This is a genomic window from Bacillus cereus group sp. MG9, from assembly GCF_040459995.1.
Classification (GTDB): Bacteria; Bacillota; Bacilli; order Bacillales; family Bacillaceae_G; genus Bacillus_A; species Bacillus_A mycoides.
The window spans coordinates 4,146,077-4,163,631 of sequence record NZ_JARVHC010000001.1 but is presented as its reverse complement, the minus strand read 5'-3'; the positions used below and the strand labels follow the sequence as shown (position 1 = coordinate 4,163,631).

Below are 17,555 nucleotides of genomic sequence, written 5' to 3'. Positions count from 1 at the left end.
TTCTATGATGGAATGTGTTGCGAAAGTAAAAAAATGAACGATAAACATATTTTTTTGTGATTTTATCGGAAAGTAAGAAACTTTAAAGGGAATTTTCACACAATTGTCGAACAATTCATGTAGCCTAGAAGCTTACACATGTCGGAAGAATCGATTCGGTAAGGGAGGAAAAACTGTGGAGAAAATTAAAGTATGTCTTGTGGATGATAATAAAGAATTGGTATCGATGCTAGAGAGTTATGTTGCTGCCCAAGATGATATGGAAGTTATCGGAATTGCTTACAATGGTCAAGAATGTTTAAACTTATTGAAAGAAAAGCAGCCTGATATACTCGTTTTAGACATTATTATGCCACATTTAGATGGTCTAGCTGTGCTAGAGAAAATGCGACATATTGAAAGGTTAAGACAACCTAGCGTTATTATGTTGACAGCATTCGGACAAGAAGATGTGACGAAAAAAGCGGTTGATTTAGGGGCATCATATTTCATATTAAAACCATTTGATATGGAGAATTTAACAAGTCATATTCGTCAAGTTAGTGGTAAGGAAAGTGCTACTATTAAACGTCCATTACCATCTTTCCGATCAGCAACAACGATAGATGGAAAACCGAAAAACTTAGATGCGAGTATTACAAGTATCATTCATGAAATTGGTGTACCCGCTCATATTAAAGGGTACATGTACTTACGAGAAGCAATCTCTATGGTGTACAATGATATCGAATTACTAGGATCTATTACGAAAGTATTATATCCAGATATTGCAAAGAAATATAATACAACAGCAAGTCGTGTCGAGCGCGCAATCCGTCACGCAATTGAAGTAGCTTGGAGCCGTGGGAATATTGATTCTATTTCGTCCTTATTTGGTTATACAGTATCCATGTCAAAAGCAAAACCTACGAATTCCGAGTTCATCGCAATGGTTGCGGATAAGCTAAGACTTGAACATAAGGCTTCGTAAACGCTGTAATATCAAGGTGTTAAGCGTATTTCATAACAAAATTTAATAACCAACGAATTACGTATGTAGGCAATAAAGTACATAGGTAATTGGCGGTTAATTTAAAAACCTTCTATTTATTGGATTGAAATTTTAATTCCAATAGCTAGGAGGTTTTTTTGTTGTATGAATAAGTTTCAGATGAATGTTGAAAACTTTTTGCTTCATTGCGATGCAAAGCATCTAAGTAGGAAAACAATTCGGTCATACGACCAAACGTTGAAACTATTTGTTTCATATTTAGAAAGAGAACTAAAGATTACGGATGTTGATAAGGTGAAACCTCTTCATATTCGAACGTACATTAAATATTTGCGGGAACGTGGTAAATACACATTTACATCTAATATGGCTAGTGAACAAATTAATTATCCAACACGTAGAACAGATTATGGAAAGACCATTAGTGAAACAACAATTGCTAATTACCTTCGAAATATTAAGGTGTTTTTCAACTTTTTAGAAGCTGAAGAGGATATCGTTAAGAATCCGGTATCTAAAATTGAATCGATTAAGCCGCAACGGAAACAAAAGATATTGTTATCGGTAGATGAAATAAAGAAAGTATTATACTCAATCGATATAAGTACATTCCATGGGTTTAGAAGTTACGTCATGATTAAACTTATTTTAGATACAGGTGTACGTGCAGGAGAATGTTGTAGTATGCAAGCCGAAGACATTGTTCCTCGTCTTTTTTTTGGTTTCGGTGCCGTCCGTCCATATAAATAATGATTTTTTAGAGTTTAGTGTCACGTTTTATGCGTGTAGAGACCAATAGAAAGGGGAGAGATAGTTCCTTTCCCTTTTTAGACATTCATAAATACAACATTTTTTATGATTTTGTCACATTGGATTTTAAAAATTATGAAAATTAGAGAGGGACGGCAACATGAAATTATACAAAAGAGAAAAGAAAACACACATTCAAATACAGCAGGAAGATAAGTTAGAACGAATAAAGCGAATTTATGATAATAAAAAAGTAAATCAGGTGCTTGCAGTAGAAAAGACATGGAATAAGTATGCTTTACTTCGATTGGAAGAAGGAGAGGATGCCTTCCATATCATTTTTAATGATTATTTAATTGGATGGTTAATTCAATCAACTCTCAATAAATTTGAAAATGCATGGAAAAATAAGCGGATTTTTCGAGATGATTTCGAAAGTGTATTTTGGGAGAAGTTATGGCGTGTTTGCCAAGAACATTCATGGAATGATGAGCATTATCTGTATGAAAAAATCAGAAAGTCATTAGAATGTACAGGTTACAACCTAATAAAATCGAAATTAACGACTGATAAGAGAAGGGCTAATCATCAAAATATTGACCTTGTGGAAGACTTAGAAAAGATTGATTCGCCGTTTCGTATTGAGGGGAATGTAGAAACTAGGTTATTAATCGACCAGTATTGTAATGATGTCGAAGTGAGTTGAATAACAACGTATATAGAAAGTCCTCATTTATCATATAGAGACTTAGGGCGTTTACATGGGATAAATCATCCTGAAAGAGTGAGACGGATACTTGATTCAGCAAAGAGGAAGTTAAGTGAATTTATATTTTGATAGGGTTCTCGTATTTATTTGCTTTATATAGCAGACAGCTTCATTTCAACTTCTTTAAAAGGAGTGGATTAAATTTTTTTGCTAGAAAATCCGAATATTTAGTACAGTAAAATAGTTTCACGTGATATAATTCGTTTGTAAAATATTGTATGAAGAAGGGGTAGCATGACGCAAATAAAGGTTACGCCAGAACGGCTAGAACAGTCAGCAAGGCTTGTTCTTGAAACTAAAAATAGGTTAGAACAGATACATAAAGATTTATATAACCAAACGGAATACGTAGCTTCAATGTGGAATGGTGCAACGAGTCAAAGGTTTTATCAGATGTTTAATGAAACAAAACCTCAAATGTTTAATGTGTTTCGGGAATTTGATAAGATTGCAGAAGAACTAATGCACGCTGCTGAAAAGTTTCGTAATGCCGATGAACGTTATGATGGTAATTTAGTTGATGGAAAGATAGAAGAAGGGGCAATGTGTGGTAAGCTACCTGAAAAATCTACTTTCGAAAAAATTCGGGATGGTATTGTAGAAGGTGCAGGGGAAGCCGTTGAAGATACTATAGAAGGATTTAAGGCACTTGGTAAATGGGAAACGTGGCAAAATATGGGGAACGCAGCCTTGCATCCTATTGATACACTTAGTACCATGTATAATGTATTGTCGGATTCATTTATTAAAGATGTAATAAATGGTGACGCAGAAAGTCGTGCAAAATGGGGAAGTTATGCTTTAACTCAAGTTGGTTTAGGACTTATTGGTGATAAAGGAATAAGCAAAGTCACTACACTTGCAAAGGGTACGAATTTAGCAAAGGTATCAGAAGGTATCTCGCATTATACAAATAAATTGCAAATGGGAGACCGCTTTGCATATGCTGGCGTTGGTGAGTTTAGAGATATTCCGAAAACTTCTTTTAATTCTTTAGAAGAAGCACGTAATACATTTATGTTTGCTGACCCTGGTAATTTAAATACACCTAGATTCCAAGAATATCTTGGCCAAGTAGAAGAAATAACAAATAGAAAGATTCCTGAAAACCAGAGGGAATTACTACAAGAACACTTGGAAAATAATAGTTATGAACGATTAAGCAAAGAAGAAGTAGATACAAGAAGGAACGAGTTCCGTTCTGAAAAAAATAAGCTGATAGCTGATTGGGAAAAAGAAACAAACCAAACATGGCCTACATATGCTGAGGAAGTTATTTCGAAAAGAGGTAAAGTAACACGGAGAATTGATAAGCCATTTGATGCACATCACCTTATTGAAAATGCACATGGTGGAGAACATGAATGGTGGAATATGCACCCAGCTAAATACCCTGATGAACATCAAGGTGGTATACATGCTAAGGAAAGTATTTCAAGAGAAATTTTTAAAAAGTAATTAACGGAGGTAGTAAAAGTTATGTTTGATTTTTTGAAAAAGTGTGTTGTAGCTGATGAAAGTATAAAATCTGACCAAACACCTATTTTCTATCCTTTAAAAAGTGAAGAGATAGAGGAAGCAGAAGATTTATTAAAAATGAAATTCCCTAAAGAATTGAAAAATTTTTATAAAGAAATTGGTTATGGTTTTTTAGAGGCATCAAGTAAGTTCTTTTTTAACAGATTTATGGACCCCTTTTCTGTTGTAGATTTTCGTTTGAGACAAGATATCTATGAATATAACCCTAATATAGATGGTGTAGACGATGAAGAATCATTAGTGTTTTTTGAAGTGACAGAACTTAGCTTTTTAACAATTAAATTTAAGCAAGCAAATGAATTAGGTCAATGCCCTATATATTCTGGTTCAATGAAAATAGCTGGTTCTTTAGAAGAATTTTTAATTAAAATGGATGAAAATCCTGACTATTATATTTAATCTTTTTAAGACTTGCTTTAAGGCGTAGGATTTGAAAAATATCTAATCATGAATAAAAAAGCTTATGTATAACTTACATAAGCTTTTTTAATGTACATGAACTAGACACTTACAAGATGGAGATAGTGCAGACATAAGCTGGCCTATACCAAAATACAACAGCTATCCTAAAGGAGAATAAATAAATTTAGAAAGAGGTTTTTATATGTGGAAAAATCTGATTTTAGAAATTGAAAAGATAGAGAAAAGTTTTAATGATAAACTGAATACACCCGCAACGGATACTGAAATTGGTAAATTAAGAGAACGTGTGAAAGAGAATTTTAATGTTGACTTACCGAGTGAATATGAGGAGTTTCTTAAAATTGTAAATGGTTTAGATTTTAATGGGCTGGTGATTTATGGAGTTGACCCTTCTTTACTAGACACAGAAAGGGACGAACTAATTAGTGGACTTATAGACACAAATGAGATTTGGTATGAAAATGAATTTCAAAAAGAGTATCTGTTCCTTGGAGATTCAAATATTGCGTGGTTTTGTAAGAACTTATCTGACGGTACTTATCTAGAACTTGATAAACCATCGGGTACAGTGATGGAGACATATAGTGATTTTAATACAATGATTGAGGAAGCATTAAAAACAACTCTTCTTTAATATGGTGCATTCTATCCTACGTGATTTTGAAGATGAAGAGTAATCAAGCATGAATAACAAAAAGCTTATGTATAACTTGCATAAGCTTTTGTAATGTCCATTACCTTTTTTAATTGAAAGTACTTTGAATAGATGATACAATCAAATTTAGATAAGCGATAAATTCTACACTTCTAACCAATAAATAGAAGTTTTTAATAATTGTTATGAAACATACAATGCCTTGATATAGTGATGGTTATACAGTATCCATGTCAAAAGCAAAACCTACGAATTCCGAGTTCATCGCAATGGTTGCGGATAAGCTAAGACTTGAACATAAGGCTAGTTGAGATTAGTATATTCAAAATAAATATTTTTATAAAAGATCAATGAGTCTAAAACACTCGTTGATCTTTTATTTTGTTTCCCACATTCATAATTTTAGTGGGTAAGTTATCCGTGATATAATAGGTGATAATAAAAAGCCCTGCAAAACAGGACTATATTATTCTTCGTCTTTATTTTGTTTTTCTAATTCAACTAACTTTTGTATTAAAATATGCTGTGGCATATGCATAAGTTGTTCAAGTGGAACACCTAACGCTTTTGATAGGCGGACTGCAGTGTCTGGAGAAATTTGTAATGGTCTCATAGAAGTACCTCCTTTTTCGTATAGTATAGCATAAGATTGGGGGAGTGAGGATGACTCTTATATTTGCGCATCGTGGTGCGGCGGGAACGTATCCGGAAAATACAATGATTTCATTTGAAGCAGCAGAGGCTTTCGGGGCAGACGGAATTGAACTCGATGTTCAATTCACGAAAGATGGAAAAGTTGTCGTTATTCATGATGAAACGGTGGATCGGACAACAAATGGAAAAGGTGCGGTTCGAAATTATTTATATGAGGATTTATGTAAGTTGGATGCGAGTTATAAATTCGGTGACAAAGTAGGTTTTTGCAAAATACCTCTTCTAGAAGAGGTGTTAGAATGGCTCGCAAAAACGAAATTGCTACTCAATATTGAACTGAAAAATAATAAAATCCCATACAGAGGTTTAGAAGAAGAGGTTATAACACTTGTACGTAAGTTTAGTCTAGAGGATCGGATTGTGTTTTCTTCTTTTAATCACTACAGTATGAAGCGATGTCATATGATGGCTCCTGATATTCAAACAGCTATTTTGTATCGTGAAGGTTTGCATAGCCCGTGGGCATATGCAAAAAAGATGGGTGCTACTGCAGTACATCCGAATTATCGTTATCTTCAAGATGCTATCGCTGAATTAACGATGGGAAGTGGTGTGGAGGTTCGTCCTTACACGATAAATGAAGAAACGCTTATGCGTAAATATTTTGATATGAATATATCAGCGATTATTACTGATTATCCTGAAACAGCAAGAACTTTATTACCGATAAAAAAATGAGACCTAATATAATGGTCTCATTTTTTATTTATGATATGTGAAAACTTTGTTTTATCTTCTGAAGCGTGCTTGTACTTTATTTCTCTTACGATCTCTGTGTAAGACGAAGCCGCCGAAGATATAAAACCCGAGTGCGAAGCAAAGAGCGCCGATTAAAAATTGTAACCATAATATAGGGATTGGGGAGAACAAAATCCCAAATACAGTATCTCTCATTAGTTTAATACCAAGCACGGCTAATGAAATGGGGATGAGTGCTAATAATAGAGCGAGGTAACGCCGCATACATAACGCTCCTTTTCAGATTATTTTGTGTATTTTAATGATGTTATATGGAATGGGGGTTTGTCAAGAGGTTGCTGAACGAGTAAGATAAGAATGTGAAAAATTTTGCAGAGATACTTCGAGAGGAAGTGTAATGTATGAAACAAAATGTGTTAATTGTTGGAGCAGGTGAAGGTGGGAGTACACTGCTGAGTCTGTTGCAAAATTCGAATATATTTCAAATTATAGGAGTTATTGATAGTAATCCAATTGCGAAAGGATTACAAATCGCAAAGGAATATGGGACTCCGATTGGTGATAGTGTAACTCCGTTTCTTTCTATGCATATTGATGTAATGTTTGATATGACAGGTGATTATGATTTACATAAAGTTTTATTGGGAAGCAAGCATAAAGACACCCTTCTTATACCAGGGGATATTGCAAAAATTGTTACGAGACTAGCGCATGAGAAGGAAAGCTTAATTGGAAAGCTAGAAGAACAGACGCAACAAGGGAATTTAATTTTAAATTCAACGCATGACGGTATGATTGTTATAGACCAAGAGGGACAAGTTCGTCTGTTTAATAAAAGCGCAGAGCGTATTACTGGATATAAAAAAGAGGAAGCAATAGGGAAATATATTTTAGAAGTTATTCCAACGAGTAAGTTGCTTCGTATTATACGCACGAAAAAAATAGAAGTGAATCATGAACTGACGTTAGAGAATGAAAAAAAGATTATTACAACGCGTATTCCGATATTAAAAGAAGGTGGAGAGGTTCAAGGGGCATTTGCGATTTTTAAAGACATTACAGAAGTTGTAGATTTAGCGGAAGAAGTTACAGACTTAAAAGAAATTCAAACGCTACTTGAGGCGATTATTAACTCATCTGAGGAAGCAATTTCGGTTGTTGATGAGAAAGGAAGAGGACTAGTTATAAACCCTGCTTATACGAAGTTAACGGGTTTGACTGAAGAAGAAATTATTGGGAAGCCGGCTACAACTGATATTGTGGAAGGTGAAAGTATGCATATGAAAGTACTTCGGACGCGCCGAGCGGTACGAGGAATACATATGAAGATTGGGCAAAAAAAGCGAGATGTAATTGTAAACGTAGCACCGGTTATTGTCGATGGAATATTGAAAGGGAGCGTCGGGGTAATTCGCGATGTATCAGAAATTCAAAAGTTAACAAATGAATTGAATAGGGCAAGACAAATTATTCGAACGTTAGAAGCAAAATATTCATTTGATGATATTGTTGGTGATTCAGATGAAACGACGGCAGCTATTGAACAAGCAAAACTTGGAGCGAATACACCGGCAACAGTATTGCTTAGAGGGGAATCTGGTACGGGGAAAGAGTTATTTGCACACGCTATTCATAACAGTAGTAATCGAAAATACAATAAGTTTGTACGAGTAAACTGTGCTGCTATTTCTGAGACCTTATTAGAAAGTGAATTATTCGGTTATGAGGAAGGCGCGTTTTCTGGAGCGAAAAGAGGCGGGAAACGAGGATTCTTTGAAGAAGCGAATAATGGAAGTGTTTTTTTAGATGAAATCGGAGAGTTATCTGCAAATACGCAAGCGAAGCTCCTTCGTGTGCTACAAGAAAAAGAAATTGTGAAAGTAGGGGGAACGAAAGCGATACCTATTAATGTCCGGGTAATTGCAGCAACACATGTGAATTTAGAAAAGGGCATTCTAGAAGGAGAGTTCAGAGAGGACTTGTATTATCGTTTAAATAAAATCCCGATTCAAATTCCTTCCCTTCGTCAGCGTAAAGGAGATATACCAGCGATTGCAGAAAGGTTAATTCAAAAAATTAATCAAGATTATGGTCGTAATGTAGAAGGACTCACCGATTCAGCCGTTTCGTATTTACAATCATATGAATGGCCAGGGAATGTTAGGGAACTTGAAAATATTTTAGGACGAGCTATTATCTTTATGAATTATAACGAAATATATATTGATGTACATCATTTACCGCCTTTACATAAAGAAGAACAAGTAGAGACGAAACAAAATAATTTATTACCTGAATTAGAAGAGAAGGCCCTTGAACACCTAGTGACAGAATTTGAGGGGAATATTATCCGTGAATATTTAGAGAAATGTGATGGGAACAAAACGAAGACTGCAAAAGCGTTAGGAATTTCAGTTCGAAACTTATATTACAAGCTAGAAAAGTATGAGTGTGCAAAAAATAGCACGCAATAAATTGCGTACCGTGCAATTTATTGCGTGGTATACAAAAAGCGACAAAACGAGACAGAATATTTCGTTGTTTTCCAAAGTATTGATTTTACTGCATTTTGAATGCGTTTTCATTATTGGTAAGACCACTTTTGGAAGTTGGCACGGTATTTGCTTAATGAATAGACGAGGGACGACGGAAAGGGTTGATTACAAAATATGAAGTTAGAACACTTAATTGATCAAGCAGCAGGACAGCCTAAAAAAACTGTGGCTGTAGCAGTAGCTGAAGATCATGAAGTAATTGAAGCTGTAGCGAAAGCAATCAAGTTACAGCTAGCTCAATTTCGTCTATATGGAAATCAAGAGAAAATAATAGGGATGCTACAAGAGCATGGGCTACAAACTTCAGAACATATTGAAGTGATTGCAGCAGCGTCAAGTGCTGAGGCTGCTGAACTTTCTGTTAAATCTGTAAGCAATGGCGAAGCAGATGTGCTAATGAAGGGGAACATCCCAACAGCAAATATTTTGAAAGCTGTATTAAATAAAGAGTGGGGACTTCGTAAGGGCAGCGTGCTTTCACATGTTGCAGCGTTTGAAGTTCCAAATTACGATCGTCTTATTTTTGTTACAGACGCAGCGATGAACATTGCACCTGATGTAACACAAAAAGCTGCTATTATACAAAATACTGTAGAAGTTGCCCAGGCAATAGGAATTGATTTGCCAAAGGTAGCGCCAATTGCAGCGGTAGAGGTTGTTAATCCTGCGATGCAAGCGACAATTGATGCAGCGATGTTAACTCAAATGAATCGCCGCGGACAAATTAAAAATTGTGTCGTTGATGGACCACTTGCTTTAGATAATGCAGTATCACAAATTGCAGCAGAACATAAAGGCATAGTAAGTGATGTAGCAGGTAAGGCAGACATTTTACTCGTCCCAACGATTGAAGCTGGAAATGTGCTATATAAATCACTCGTCTATTTTGCAAATGCAAAGGTAGGAGCGATGATTGCTGGCGCTAAAGCACCGATTGTTTTAACATCACGTGCTGATTCAGCAGAAACAAAAGTATATTCATTAGCATTGGCAGTTGCGACTGCTTCAAAATAAACCAAATAGGGTAAAACAATTAGGGGGAAACGACAATGACATTAGAAATCTTCGAATACTTAGAAAAATATGATTATGAGCAAGTGGTATTTTGTCAAGATAAAGAATCTGGTTTAAAAGCAATCATTGCAATCCATGATACAACACTTGGACCAGCTCTTGGTGGAACAAGAATGTGGACATATGATTCTGAAGAAGCGGCGATTGAAGATGCATTGCGTCTTGCAAAAGGGATGACATACAAAAATGCAGCAGCTGGTTTAAATTTAGGTGGTGCAAAAACAGTAATTATCGGTGATCCACGTAAAGATAAAAGCGAAGCGATGTTCCGTGCATTAGGACGCTACATTCAAGGACTAAACGGACGTTACATTACAGCTGAAGATGTTGGTACAACAGTAGATGATATGGATATTATCCATGAGGAAACTGATTTTGTAACAGGGATTTCACCATCATTTGGTTCTTCTGGTAACCCATCTCCAGTAACTGCATACGGTGTTTACCGTGGTATGAAAGCAGCTGCAAAAGAAGCATTTGGTACAGATAACCTAGAAGGAAGAGTAATTTCTATTCAAGGTGTTGGTAATGTAGCGTATCACCTATGCAAACATTTACACGCTGAAGGAGCAAAATTAATCGTTACAGATATTAATAAAGAAGCTGTACAACGTGCAGTAGAAGAATTCGGTGCAACAGCAGTTGAGCCAAATGAAATTTACGGTGTTGAATGTGATATTTACGCACCATGTGCATTAGGCGCAACAGTTAATGATGAAACTATTCCACAACTTAAAGCAAAAGTAATCGCTGGTTCTGCAAATAACCAATTAAAAGAAGATCGTCACGGCGACCTTATTCATGAAATGGGTATTGTATACGCACCAGACTATGTTATTAATGCAGGTGGCGTAATTAACGTAGCAGACGAATTATATGGATACAATAGAGAACGTGCATTAAAACGTGTTGAGTCTATTTATGACACAATTGCAAAAGTAATCGAAATTTCAAAACGCGATGGCATAGCAACTTATGTAGCGGCAGATCGTCTAGCTGAAGAGCGCATTGCAAGCTTGAAAAACTCTCGTAGCACATACTTACGCAACGGTCACGACATTATTAGCCGTCGCTAATCATTCATATATAACTTTTACAAAAGGTGTGGTTACCTCTTATGAGGTTTCCACTTCCTTTTAAATTTATTAGTGGAGGTAGCAACATTGTCTGTAAATCGAATTCTTGTTATTAACCCAGGTAGTACATCCACAAAGATTGGTGTTTTTGATAATGAAAGACCCGTTCTAGAAGAAACTATTCGTCATGACGTAGAACAGATTGGAAAATATAAGCGAATTATCGACCAATATGAGTTTCGTAAAGAAACGATTTTAGAAGTTCTACATTCTCATGGTATTAACATTTCAAAATTAAACGCTGTTTGTGGGCGTGGTGGATTACTTCGTCCAATCGAAGGCGGTACGTATACAGTAAACGATGCGATGTTAGAAGATTTGAAAAATGGGTTTAGTGGTCATCACGCTTCAAACCTTGGAGGCATTTTAGCATATGAAATTGCTTCTGGATTAAACATTCCTGCATTCATTGTGGATCCTGTCGTTGTAGATGAGATGGAGCCAATTGCTCGTATAAGTGGTATTGCTGGTATGGAACGCAAAAGTATCTTCCATGCATTAAACCAAAAAGCGGTTGCTCGTAAAGTAGCAGATGAATTAAATCACAAATATGAGGATTTAAATTTATTAGTTACACATATGGGCGGCGGTATTACAGTTGGTGCTCATAAAAAAGGAAAAGTTATCGATGTGAATAATGGCTTAAACGGAGAAGGACCATTTAGTCCAGAGCGTGCTGGTACAGTACCAGTAGGACAATTAGTTGAAATGTGTTTTTCTGGTGAGTATTACCGAGACGAAATGGTTAAAAAACTTGTCGGACAAGGTGGACTTGTAAGCCTTATCGGTACAAACGATGCAATTAAAGTAGAACAAATGGTTGAAAAAGGTGATCCTGAGGCAACTCTTATTTATAAAGCAATGGCGTATCAAGTTGCAAAAGAGATTGGCGGAGCTAGTGCTGTACTTCACGGGAAAATCGATGCAATCGTATTAACTGGTGGACTTGCGTACAGTAAAATTCTTGTCGATGAAATAAAAGAACGTGTTCACTGGATTGCAGATGTTATCGTACATCCAGGAGAAGATGAATTACAAGCGTTAGCAGAAGGAGCACTTCGTGTATTACGTGAAGAAGAAGCTCCAAAAGAATATATTGTACGAGAAAAACAAACAGTAGCTAGGGGTTGAGATAATGGCAAGAGAATATGATTTAGTCATCGTTGGCGGCGGTACTGGTGGATATGTTGCTGCTATTCGTGCATCACAACTAGGGTTAAAAACTGCACTTGTTGAAAAAGAAAATCTTGGTGGTACTTGTTTACACAAAGGATGTATTCCTAGTAAAGCTCTTTTACGTAGTGCGGAAGTATACGCAACTGCTAAAAAAGGAGAAGAGTTCGGAGTTATTGCAAGTAATGTAGAACTAAACTTTGCTAAAGTACAAGAGCGTAAAGAGAAGATTGTAACGCAGCTTCATAAAGGCGTTCAGCATTTAATGAAACAAGGTAAAATTGATGTGTTTGAAGGTATTGGCCGTATTCTTGGCCCATCTATTTTCTCTCCAATGCCAGGTACAATTTCAGTTGAACTTGCAAGTGGAGAAGAGAATGAAATGTTGATTCCAAAAAATGTGCTTGTTGCAACAGGTTCTCGTCCAAATTCATTACCAGGATTAGAGTTAGACGGAGAGTATGTAATGTCTTCGGATCATGCCCTAAAAATGGAAACGCTTCCTAGCTCAATCATTATCGTTGGTGGCGGTGTAATTGGTATTGAGTGGGCATCTATGCTTGCTGACTTCGGTGTAGAAGTTACTGTATTAGAATATGCGAAAAACATATTACCACTAGAAGATAATGACGTTTCAAAAGAAATGCAACGTCTATTCAAGAAAAAAGGTATTAAAGTGGTAACTGGTGCAAAAGTATTACCAGAAACATTGGTAAAAGATAATGGAGTAACAATTCAAGCTGAACATAACGGTGAGAACAAAGCATTTAAAGCAGAAAAAATGCTTGTATCTGTCGGAAGACAAGCGAATACGCAAAATATGGGCTTAGAGAACACAGATATTGTTGTGGAAAAAGGATACATTCAAACAAATGAGTTTTATCAAACGAAGGAATCTCATATTTACGCAATTGGAGATGTAATCGGTGGCTTGCAACTTGCTCACGTTGCTTCTCATGAAGGAATTGTTGCAGTAGAACATATCGCTGGTAAAGAAGTTACACCAATTGATTATTCTATGGTATCAAAATGCGTATATAGTAGTCCAGAAGTTGCTTCTGTCGGCTTAACAGAACAAGAAGCAAAAGAAAAAGGCTATAAGTTAAAAGTCGGTAAGTTCTCATTCCGTGCAATCGGAAAGGCACTTGTATACGGAGAATCAGACGGTTTTGTAAAACTTGTAGTTGATGAAGAAACAAATGACATTCTCGGTGTTCATATGATCGGACCACATGTAACAGATATGATTTCTGAAGCTGGTCTTGCAAGAGTACTTGATGCAACACCTTGGGAAGTAGCACATACAATTCATCCGCATCCATCATTATCTGAGGCGATTGGTGAAGCTGCACTTGCTGTAGATGGAAGAGCGTTACACGCATAAAAATGTGGATTTAGGAGGTTATGAAAAATGGCAGAAGTAAAAGAAAAGCGCCATGAAGAGCTTGGCTTAAGTGATGAGCAAGTATTAGAAATGTTCCGTACGATGTTACTTGCACGTAAAATTGACGAACGTATGTGGTTATTAAACCGTGCAGGTAAAATTCCATTCGTAATTTCTTGTCAAGGACAAGAGGCTGCACAAGTTGGAGCGGCGTTCGCTCTTGATAGAGAGAAAGATTATGCATTACCATACTACCGTGATATGGGTGTTGTACTAGCGTTTGGTATGACAGCTAAAGAGCTTATGTTGTCTGCTTTCGCAAAAGCTGGAGATCCAAACTCTGGTGGTCGTCAAATGCCTGGTCACTTCGGTCAAAAGAAAAATCGTATTGTTACAGGATCATCACCAGTAACAACGCAAGTACCACATGCAGTTGGTATTGCACTAGCTGGAAAAATGGAGAAGAAAGATTTAGTAACGTTCGTTACATTCGGAGAAGGCTCTTCAAACCAAGGTGACTTCCATGAAGGAGCAAACTTTGCTGGTGTACACAAACTACCTGTTATTTTCATGTGTGAAAATAATAAATACGCAATCTCTATTCCAGTTGAAAAACAATTAGCATGTAAAAACGTATCAGACCGTGCAATTGGTTACGGTATGCCTGGATATACAATAGACGGAAACGATCCGCTTGCAGTATATAAAGCTGTAAAAGAGGCAGCAGACCGCGGCCGTCGTGGTGAAGGCCCAACTTTAATTGAAACAGTATCATATCGTTTGACAGCACATTCTAGTGACGACGATGATCGTGTTTATCGTGATAAAGAAGAGGTAGAAGAAGCGAAGAAAAAAGATTCAATTATAACATTTGCAGCTTATTTAAAAGAAGTTGGTGTGTTAACTGAGGAATTTGAAAAACAAATGCTAGACGAAATTATGCATATCGTAAATGAAGCAACAGAATATGCAGAAAATGCTCCGTATGCAGCACCTGAAGATGCATTGAAGCACGTATACGCAGAATAGGGGGGAACGTTTCATGGCTGTAATGTCTTATATTGATGCTATTACATTAGCAATGCGCGAAGAAATGGAACGCGATGAGAAAGTATTCGTTTTAGGAGAAGATGTTGGTAAAAAGGGTGGCGTGTTTAAAGCGACACACGGTTTGTATGATCAATTTGGTGAAGATCGTGCGCTTGATGCACCGCTTGCAGAATCTGCAATTGCTGGGGTAGCAATTGGTGCGGCAATGTATGGTATGCGTCCAATCGCTGAAATGCAGTTTGCTGATTTCATCATGCCAGCAGTAAACCAAATTGTTTCTGAGGCAGCAAAAATTCGTTATCGTTCTAACAACGATTGGACTTGTCCAGTTACAATTCGTGCGCCATTCGGCGGGGGTGTTCACGGTGCATTGTATCATTCACAATCTGTAGAAGCGATGTTTGCAAACCAACCAGGTTTAAAAATTGTTATCCCTTCTACACCATATGATGCAAAAGGCTTATTAAAAGCTGCAATTCGTGATGAAGATCCAGTATTATTCTTTGAGCATAAGCGTGCATATCGCTTAATTAAAGGTGAAGTGCCAGAAGATGACTATGTATTACCAATCGGAAAAGCAGATGTAAAACGCGAAGGTGATGATATTACTGTTATCACTTACGGATTATGTGTTCACTTTGCTCTTCAAGCAGCTGAGAAGTTAGCACAAGATGGAATCTCTGCACACATTCTTGATTTAAGAACGGTATATCCGTTAGATAAAGAAGCGATTATTGAAGCGGCTTCTAAAACAGGTAAAGTTCTTCTTGTAACAGAAGACAATAAAGAAGGAAGTATTATAAGTGAAGTGGCAGCAATTATTGCTGAAAACTGTCTGTTTGATTTAGATGCGCCAATCGCACGTCTTGCAGGTCCAGACGTTCCAGCAATGCCATATGCACCAACAATGGAAAAATTCTTTATGGTAAATCCAGATAAAGTTGAAAAAGCAATGCGTGAACTTGCGGAATTTTAATCGGGGGGACTATACATGGCTGTAGAAAATATCACAATGCCTCAGCTCGGGGAGAGCGTTACAGAGGGTACAATTAGTAAATGGCTCGTTAATGTTGGCGATCACGTAAACAAGTATGATCCGCTTGCAGAAGTAATGACTGATAAAGTAAATGCTGAAGTACCATCTTCTTTCACTGGTATTGTGAAAGAATTAATCGCTGGTGAAGGTGAGACGTTAGCTGTAGGTGAAGTAGTTTGTGTTATTCAAGTAGAAGGCGCAGATGAAGTAGCAGCGACAGCTGTTGAGGAAAAAACAAAAGAAAAACCAAAGGCAGATATAACTACGCCTGAAAAAGCACCGAAAGCAAAACAACCAACTGATGGAAAACCACGTTTTTCACCAGCTGTTTTAAAACTTGCGGGTGAGCATAATGTTGATTTAGATTTAGTAGAAGGTACGGGAGCAAATGGCCGTATCACTCGTAAAGATATTTTAAAGCTAGTGGAATCTGGAAATATTCCGCAAGCAGGTGCGAAGAAAGAGGAAGCGGTAGCGGTAGCAGCAGCAGTAGTAGAAGCGCGTCCAGAAGCACCAAAAGCAGCGCCAGTAGCACAAAAAGTAGAAGCTGCAAAACCAGTTTCTGTACCAACAATGCCTGGCGATATCGAAATTCCAGTAACAGGTGTGCGTAAAGCAATTGCAGCGAACATGTTACGTAGTAAACACGAAGCGCCACATGCTTGGATGATGATTGAAGTAGATGTGACAAACCTTGTGTCATACCGTAATTCAATTAAAGGTGATTTCAAAAAGCGCGAAGGTTTTAATTTAACGTTCTTTGCTTTCTTCGTAAAAGCAGTAGCACAAGCGTTAAAAGAGTATCCTCAAATCAATTCAATGTGGGCTGGCGATAAGATCGTTCAGAAGAAAGATATTAACCTTTCTATCGCTGTTGCAACAGAGGATGAACTATTTGTACCAGTAATTAAACACGCGGACGAGAAGACGATTAAAGGTATCGCTCGTGAAATTACAGAGCTTGCAGGAAAAGTACGTACGAAATCGTTAAAAGCGGACGAAATGCAAGGCGGAACATTTACAATTAATAACACAGGATCATTCGGTTCTGTTCAATCTATGGGTATTATTAATTACCCACAAGCGGCTATTTTACAAGTTGAATCAATTGTAAAACGCCCAGTAATTATGGATAACGGTATGTTCGGTGCTCGCGACATGGTTAACTTATGTTTATCACTTGACCACCGTGTACTAGATGGCCTAATTTGTGGTAAGTTCTTAGGACGTGTAAAAGAAATTCTAGAAAATACGTCAGAAAATAATACATCTGTATATTAATAAAAAGCTCGCTTATGCGAGCTTTTTATCATCTTATTTCTTCATCTACATCCTACTATATGTATAATATCTTTCCCAGTAATCTTACAATGAACGATTATGTATTAGGAATTTATGAAAATACATTGCTGATATATGGTATATGGATATAAAATAAGAAAAGAATAATTTTTTTGGCAAATCTTACTGATGAAACTGTAGTATAATATATTGTATTGTATGAAAAAGAGAGTTATTCTATATAAGTGTTTTATAGATAATGTGTAATCAGTCGTCAAAACATGAAGAATGTTGACTCCTGGTTTTTTATTTTGCTGTAACAATGT

17 protein-coding genes and 1 pseudogene are annotated in these 17,555 nt (G+C 36.7%); 16 read left to right on the top strand and 2 right to left on the bottom strand.

Annotation, left to right across the window (positions count from 1 at the left end; translation table 11 throughout):
• The first annotated feature begins 175 nt into the window (after nt 1-175).
• From spo0A to QCI77_RS21300, 7 genes and pseudogenes are all read left to right on the top strand, one after another.
• Nucleotides 176-970: a sporulation transcription factor Spo0A gene (gene spo0A, locus QCI77_RS21330; RefSeq protein ID WP_002015081.1), complete on the top strand. Its 795-nt coding sequence runs from the start codon at nt 176-178 to the stop codon at nt 968-970.
• Between the two features lie 165 nt (nt 971-1,135).
• Nucleotides 1,136-1,741, top strand: coding sequence for a tyrosine-type recombinase/integrase (locus tag QCI77_RS21325; protein WP_353825449.1), 606 nt, complete (start codon nt 1,136-1,138; stop codon nt 1,739-1,741).
• A 160-nt stretch (nt 1,742-1,901) separates the two neighbouring features.
• Nucleotides 1,902-2,447 carry a sigma-70 family RNA polymerase sigma factor gene (locus QCI77_RS21320; RefSeq protein ID WP_353825448.1) on the top strand — a complete coding sequence of 182 codons (546 nt, stop codon included), beginning with the start codon at nt 1,902-1,904 and terminating at the stop codon, nt 2,445-2,447.
• Between the two features lie 297 nt (nt 2,448-2,744).
• Nucleotides 2,745-3,968, top strand: a complete 1,224-nt coding sequence (locus tag QCI77_RS21315; protein ID WP_353825447.1) for a WXG100 family type VII secretion target — start codon at nt 2,745-2,747, stop codon at nt 3,966-3,968.
• Between the two features lie 21 nt (nt 3,969-3,989).
• Nucleotides 3,990-4,448: an SMI1/KNR4 family protein gene (locus QCI77_RS21310; RefSeq protein ID WP_353825446.1), complete on the top strand. Its 459-nt coding sequence runs from the start codon at nt 3,990-3,992 to the stop codon at nt 4,446-4,448.
• Between the two features lie 205 nt (nt 4,449-4,653).
• On the top strand, nt 4,654-5,106 hold the full coding sequence (locus QCI77_RS21305) for a YrhA family protein (RefSeq protein WP_353825445.1): 453 nt from the start codon (nt 4,654-4,656) through the stop codon (nt 5,104-5,106).
• Nucleotides 5,107-5,342: 236 nt separating this feature from the next.
• A pseudogene (locus tag QCI77_RS21300) lies at nt 5,343-5,438 on the top strand (sporulation initiation factor Spo0A C-terminal domain-containing protein); the annotation flags it as partial.
• Between the two features lie 155 nt (nt 5,439-5,593).
• Here QCI77_RS21300 and QCI77_RS21295 read toward each other — a convergent pair.
• Complete coding sequence (locus tag QCI77_RS21295) at nt 5,594-5,740, bottom strand: YycC family protein (protein ID WP_001247671.1); 147 nt, start codon at nt 5,738-5,740, stop codon at nt 5,594-5,596.
• Between the two features lie 50 nt (nt 5,741-5,790).
• Between QCI77_RS21295 and QCI77_RS21290 the strand changes: the two genes are divergently transcribed.
• Nucleotides 5,791-6,519 carry a glycerophosphodiester phosphodiesterase gene (locus QCI77_RS21290; protein ID WP_002033957.1) on the top strand — a complete coding sequence of 243 codons (729 nt, stop codon included), beginning with the start codon at nt 5,791-5,793 and terminating at the stop codon, nt 6,517-6,519.
• Nucleotides 6,520-6,570: 51 nt separating this feature from the next.
• On the opposite strand, the gene QCI77_RS21285 is transcribed toward QCI77_RS21290, so the two are convergent.
• The gene (locus tag QCI77_RS21285; RefSeq protein ID WP_353825444.1) at nt 6,571-6,804 is read right to left on the bottom strand and encodes a DUF2627 domain-containing protein; all 234 of its coding nucleotides are present in this window, start codon (nt 6,802-6,804) and stop codon (nt 6,571-6,573) included.
• A 137-nt stretch (nt 6,805-6,941) separates the two neighbouring features.
• On the opposite strand from QCI77_RS21285, the gene QCI77_RS21280 reads away from it, so the two are divergent.
• The 8 genes from QCI77_RS21280 (at nt 6,942) to QCI77_RS21245 (ending at nt 17,229) form a co-directional block, all read left to right on the top strand.
• Nucleotides 6,942-9,014, top strand: coding sequence for a sigma-54 interaction domain-containing protein (locus QCI77_RS21280; protein WP_002088558.1), 2,073 nt, complete (start codon nt 6,942-6,944; stop codon nt 9,012-9,014).
• A gap of 195 nt (nt 9,015-9,209) precedes the next feature.
• The gene (yqiS, locus tag QCI77_RS21275) at nt 9,210-10,109 is read left to right on the top strand and encodes a phosphate butyryltransferase (protein ID WP_002033959.1); all 900 of its coding nucleotides are present in this window, start codon (nt 9,210-9,212) and stop codon (nt 10,107-10,109) included.
• Between the two features lie 35 nt (nt 10,110-10,144).
• On the top strand, nt 10,145-11,245 hold the full coding sequence (locus QCI77_RS21270; RefSeq protein ID WP_002015088.1) for a leucine dehydrogenase: 1,101 nt from the start codon (nt 10,145-10,147) through the stop codon (nt 11,243-11,245).
• Nucleotides 11,246-11,332: 87 nt separating this feature from the next.
• A complete protein-coding gene (gene buk / locus QCI77_RS21265; RefSeq protein WP_002088555.1) occupies nt 11,333-12,436 on the top strand; it encodes a butyrate kinase in 1,104 nt (367 codons plus the stop codon).
• 4 nt (nt 12,437-12,440) lie between these two features.
• Complete coding sequence (gene lpdA / locus QCI77_RS21260; protein ID WP_002033960.1) at nt 12,441-13,862, top strand: dihydrolipoyl dehydrogenase; 1,422 nt, start codon at nt 12,441-12,443, stop codon at nt 13,860-13,862.
• A 27-nt stretch (nt 13,863-13,889) separates the two neighbouring features.
• Nucleotides 13,890-14,891: a 3-methyl-2-oxobutanoate dehydrogenase subunit alpha gene (gene bfmBAA / locus QCI77_RS21255; protein WP_144506478.1), complete on the top strand. Its 1,002-nt coding sequence runs from the start codon at nt 13,890-13,892 to the stop codon at nt 14,889-14,891.
• Nucleotides 14,892-14,904: 13 nt separating this feature from the next.
• Nucleotides 14,905-15,888 (top strand): 3-methyl-2-oxobutanoate dehydrogenase subunit beta, encoded by a 984-nt coding sequence (bfmBAB, locus tag QCI77_RS21250; protein ID WP_000290070.1) that lies wholly within the window; start codon nt 14,905-14,907, stop codon nt 15,886-15,888.
• 15 nt (nt 15,889-15,903) lie between these two features.
• A complete protein-coding gene (locus QCI77_RS21245) occupies nt 15,904-17,229 on the top strand; it encodes a dihydrolipoamide acetyltransferase family protein (RefSeq protein WP_353825443.1) in 1,326 nt (441 codons plus the stop codon).
• The last annotated feature ends 326 nt before the right edge of the window (nt 17,230-17,555 follow it).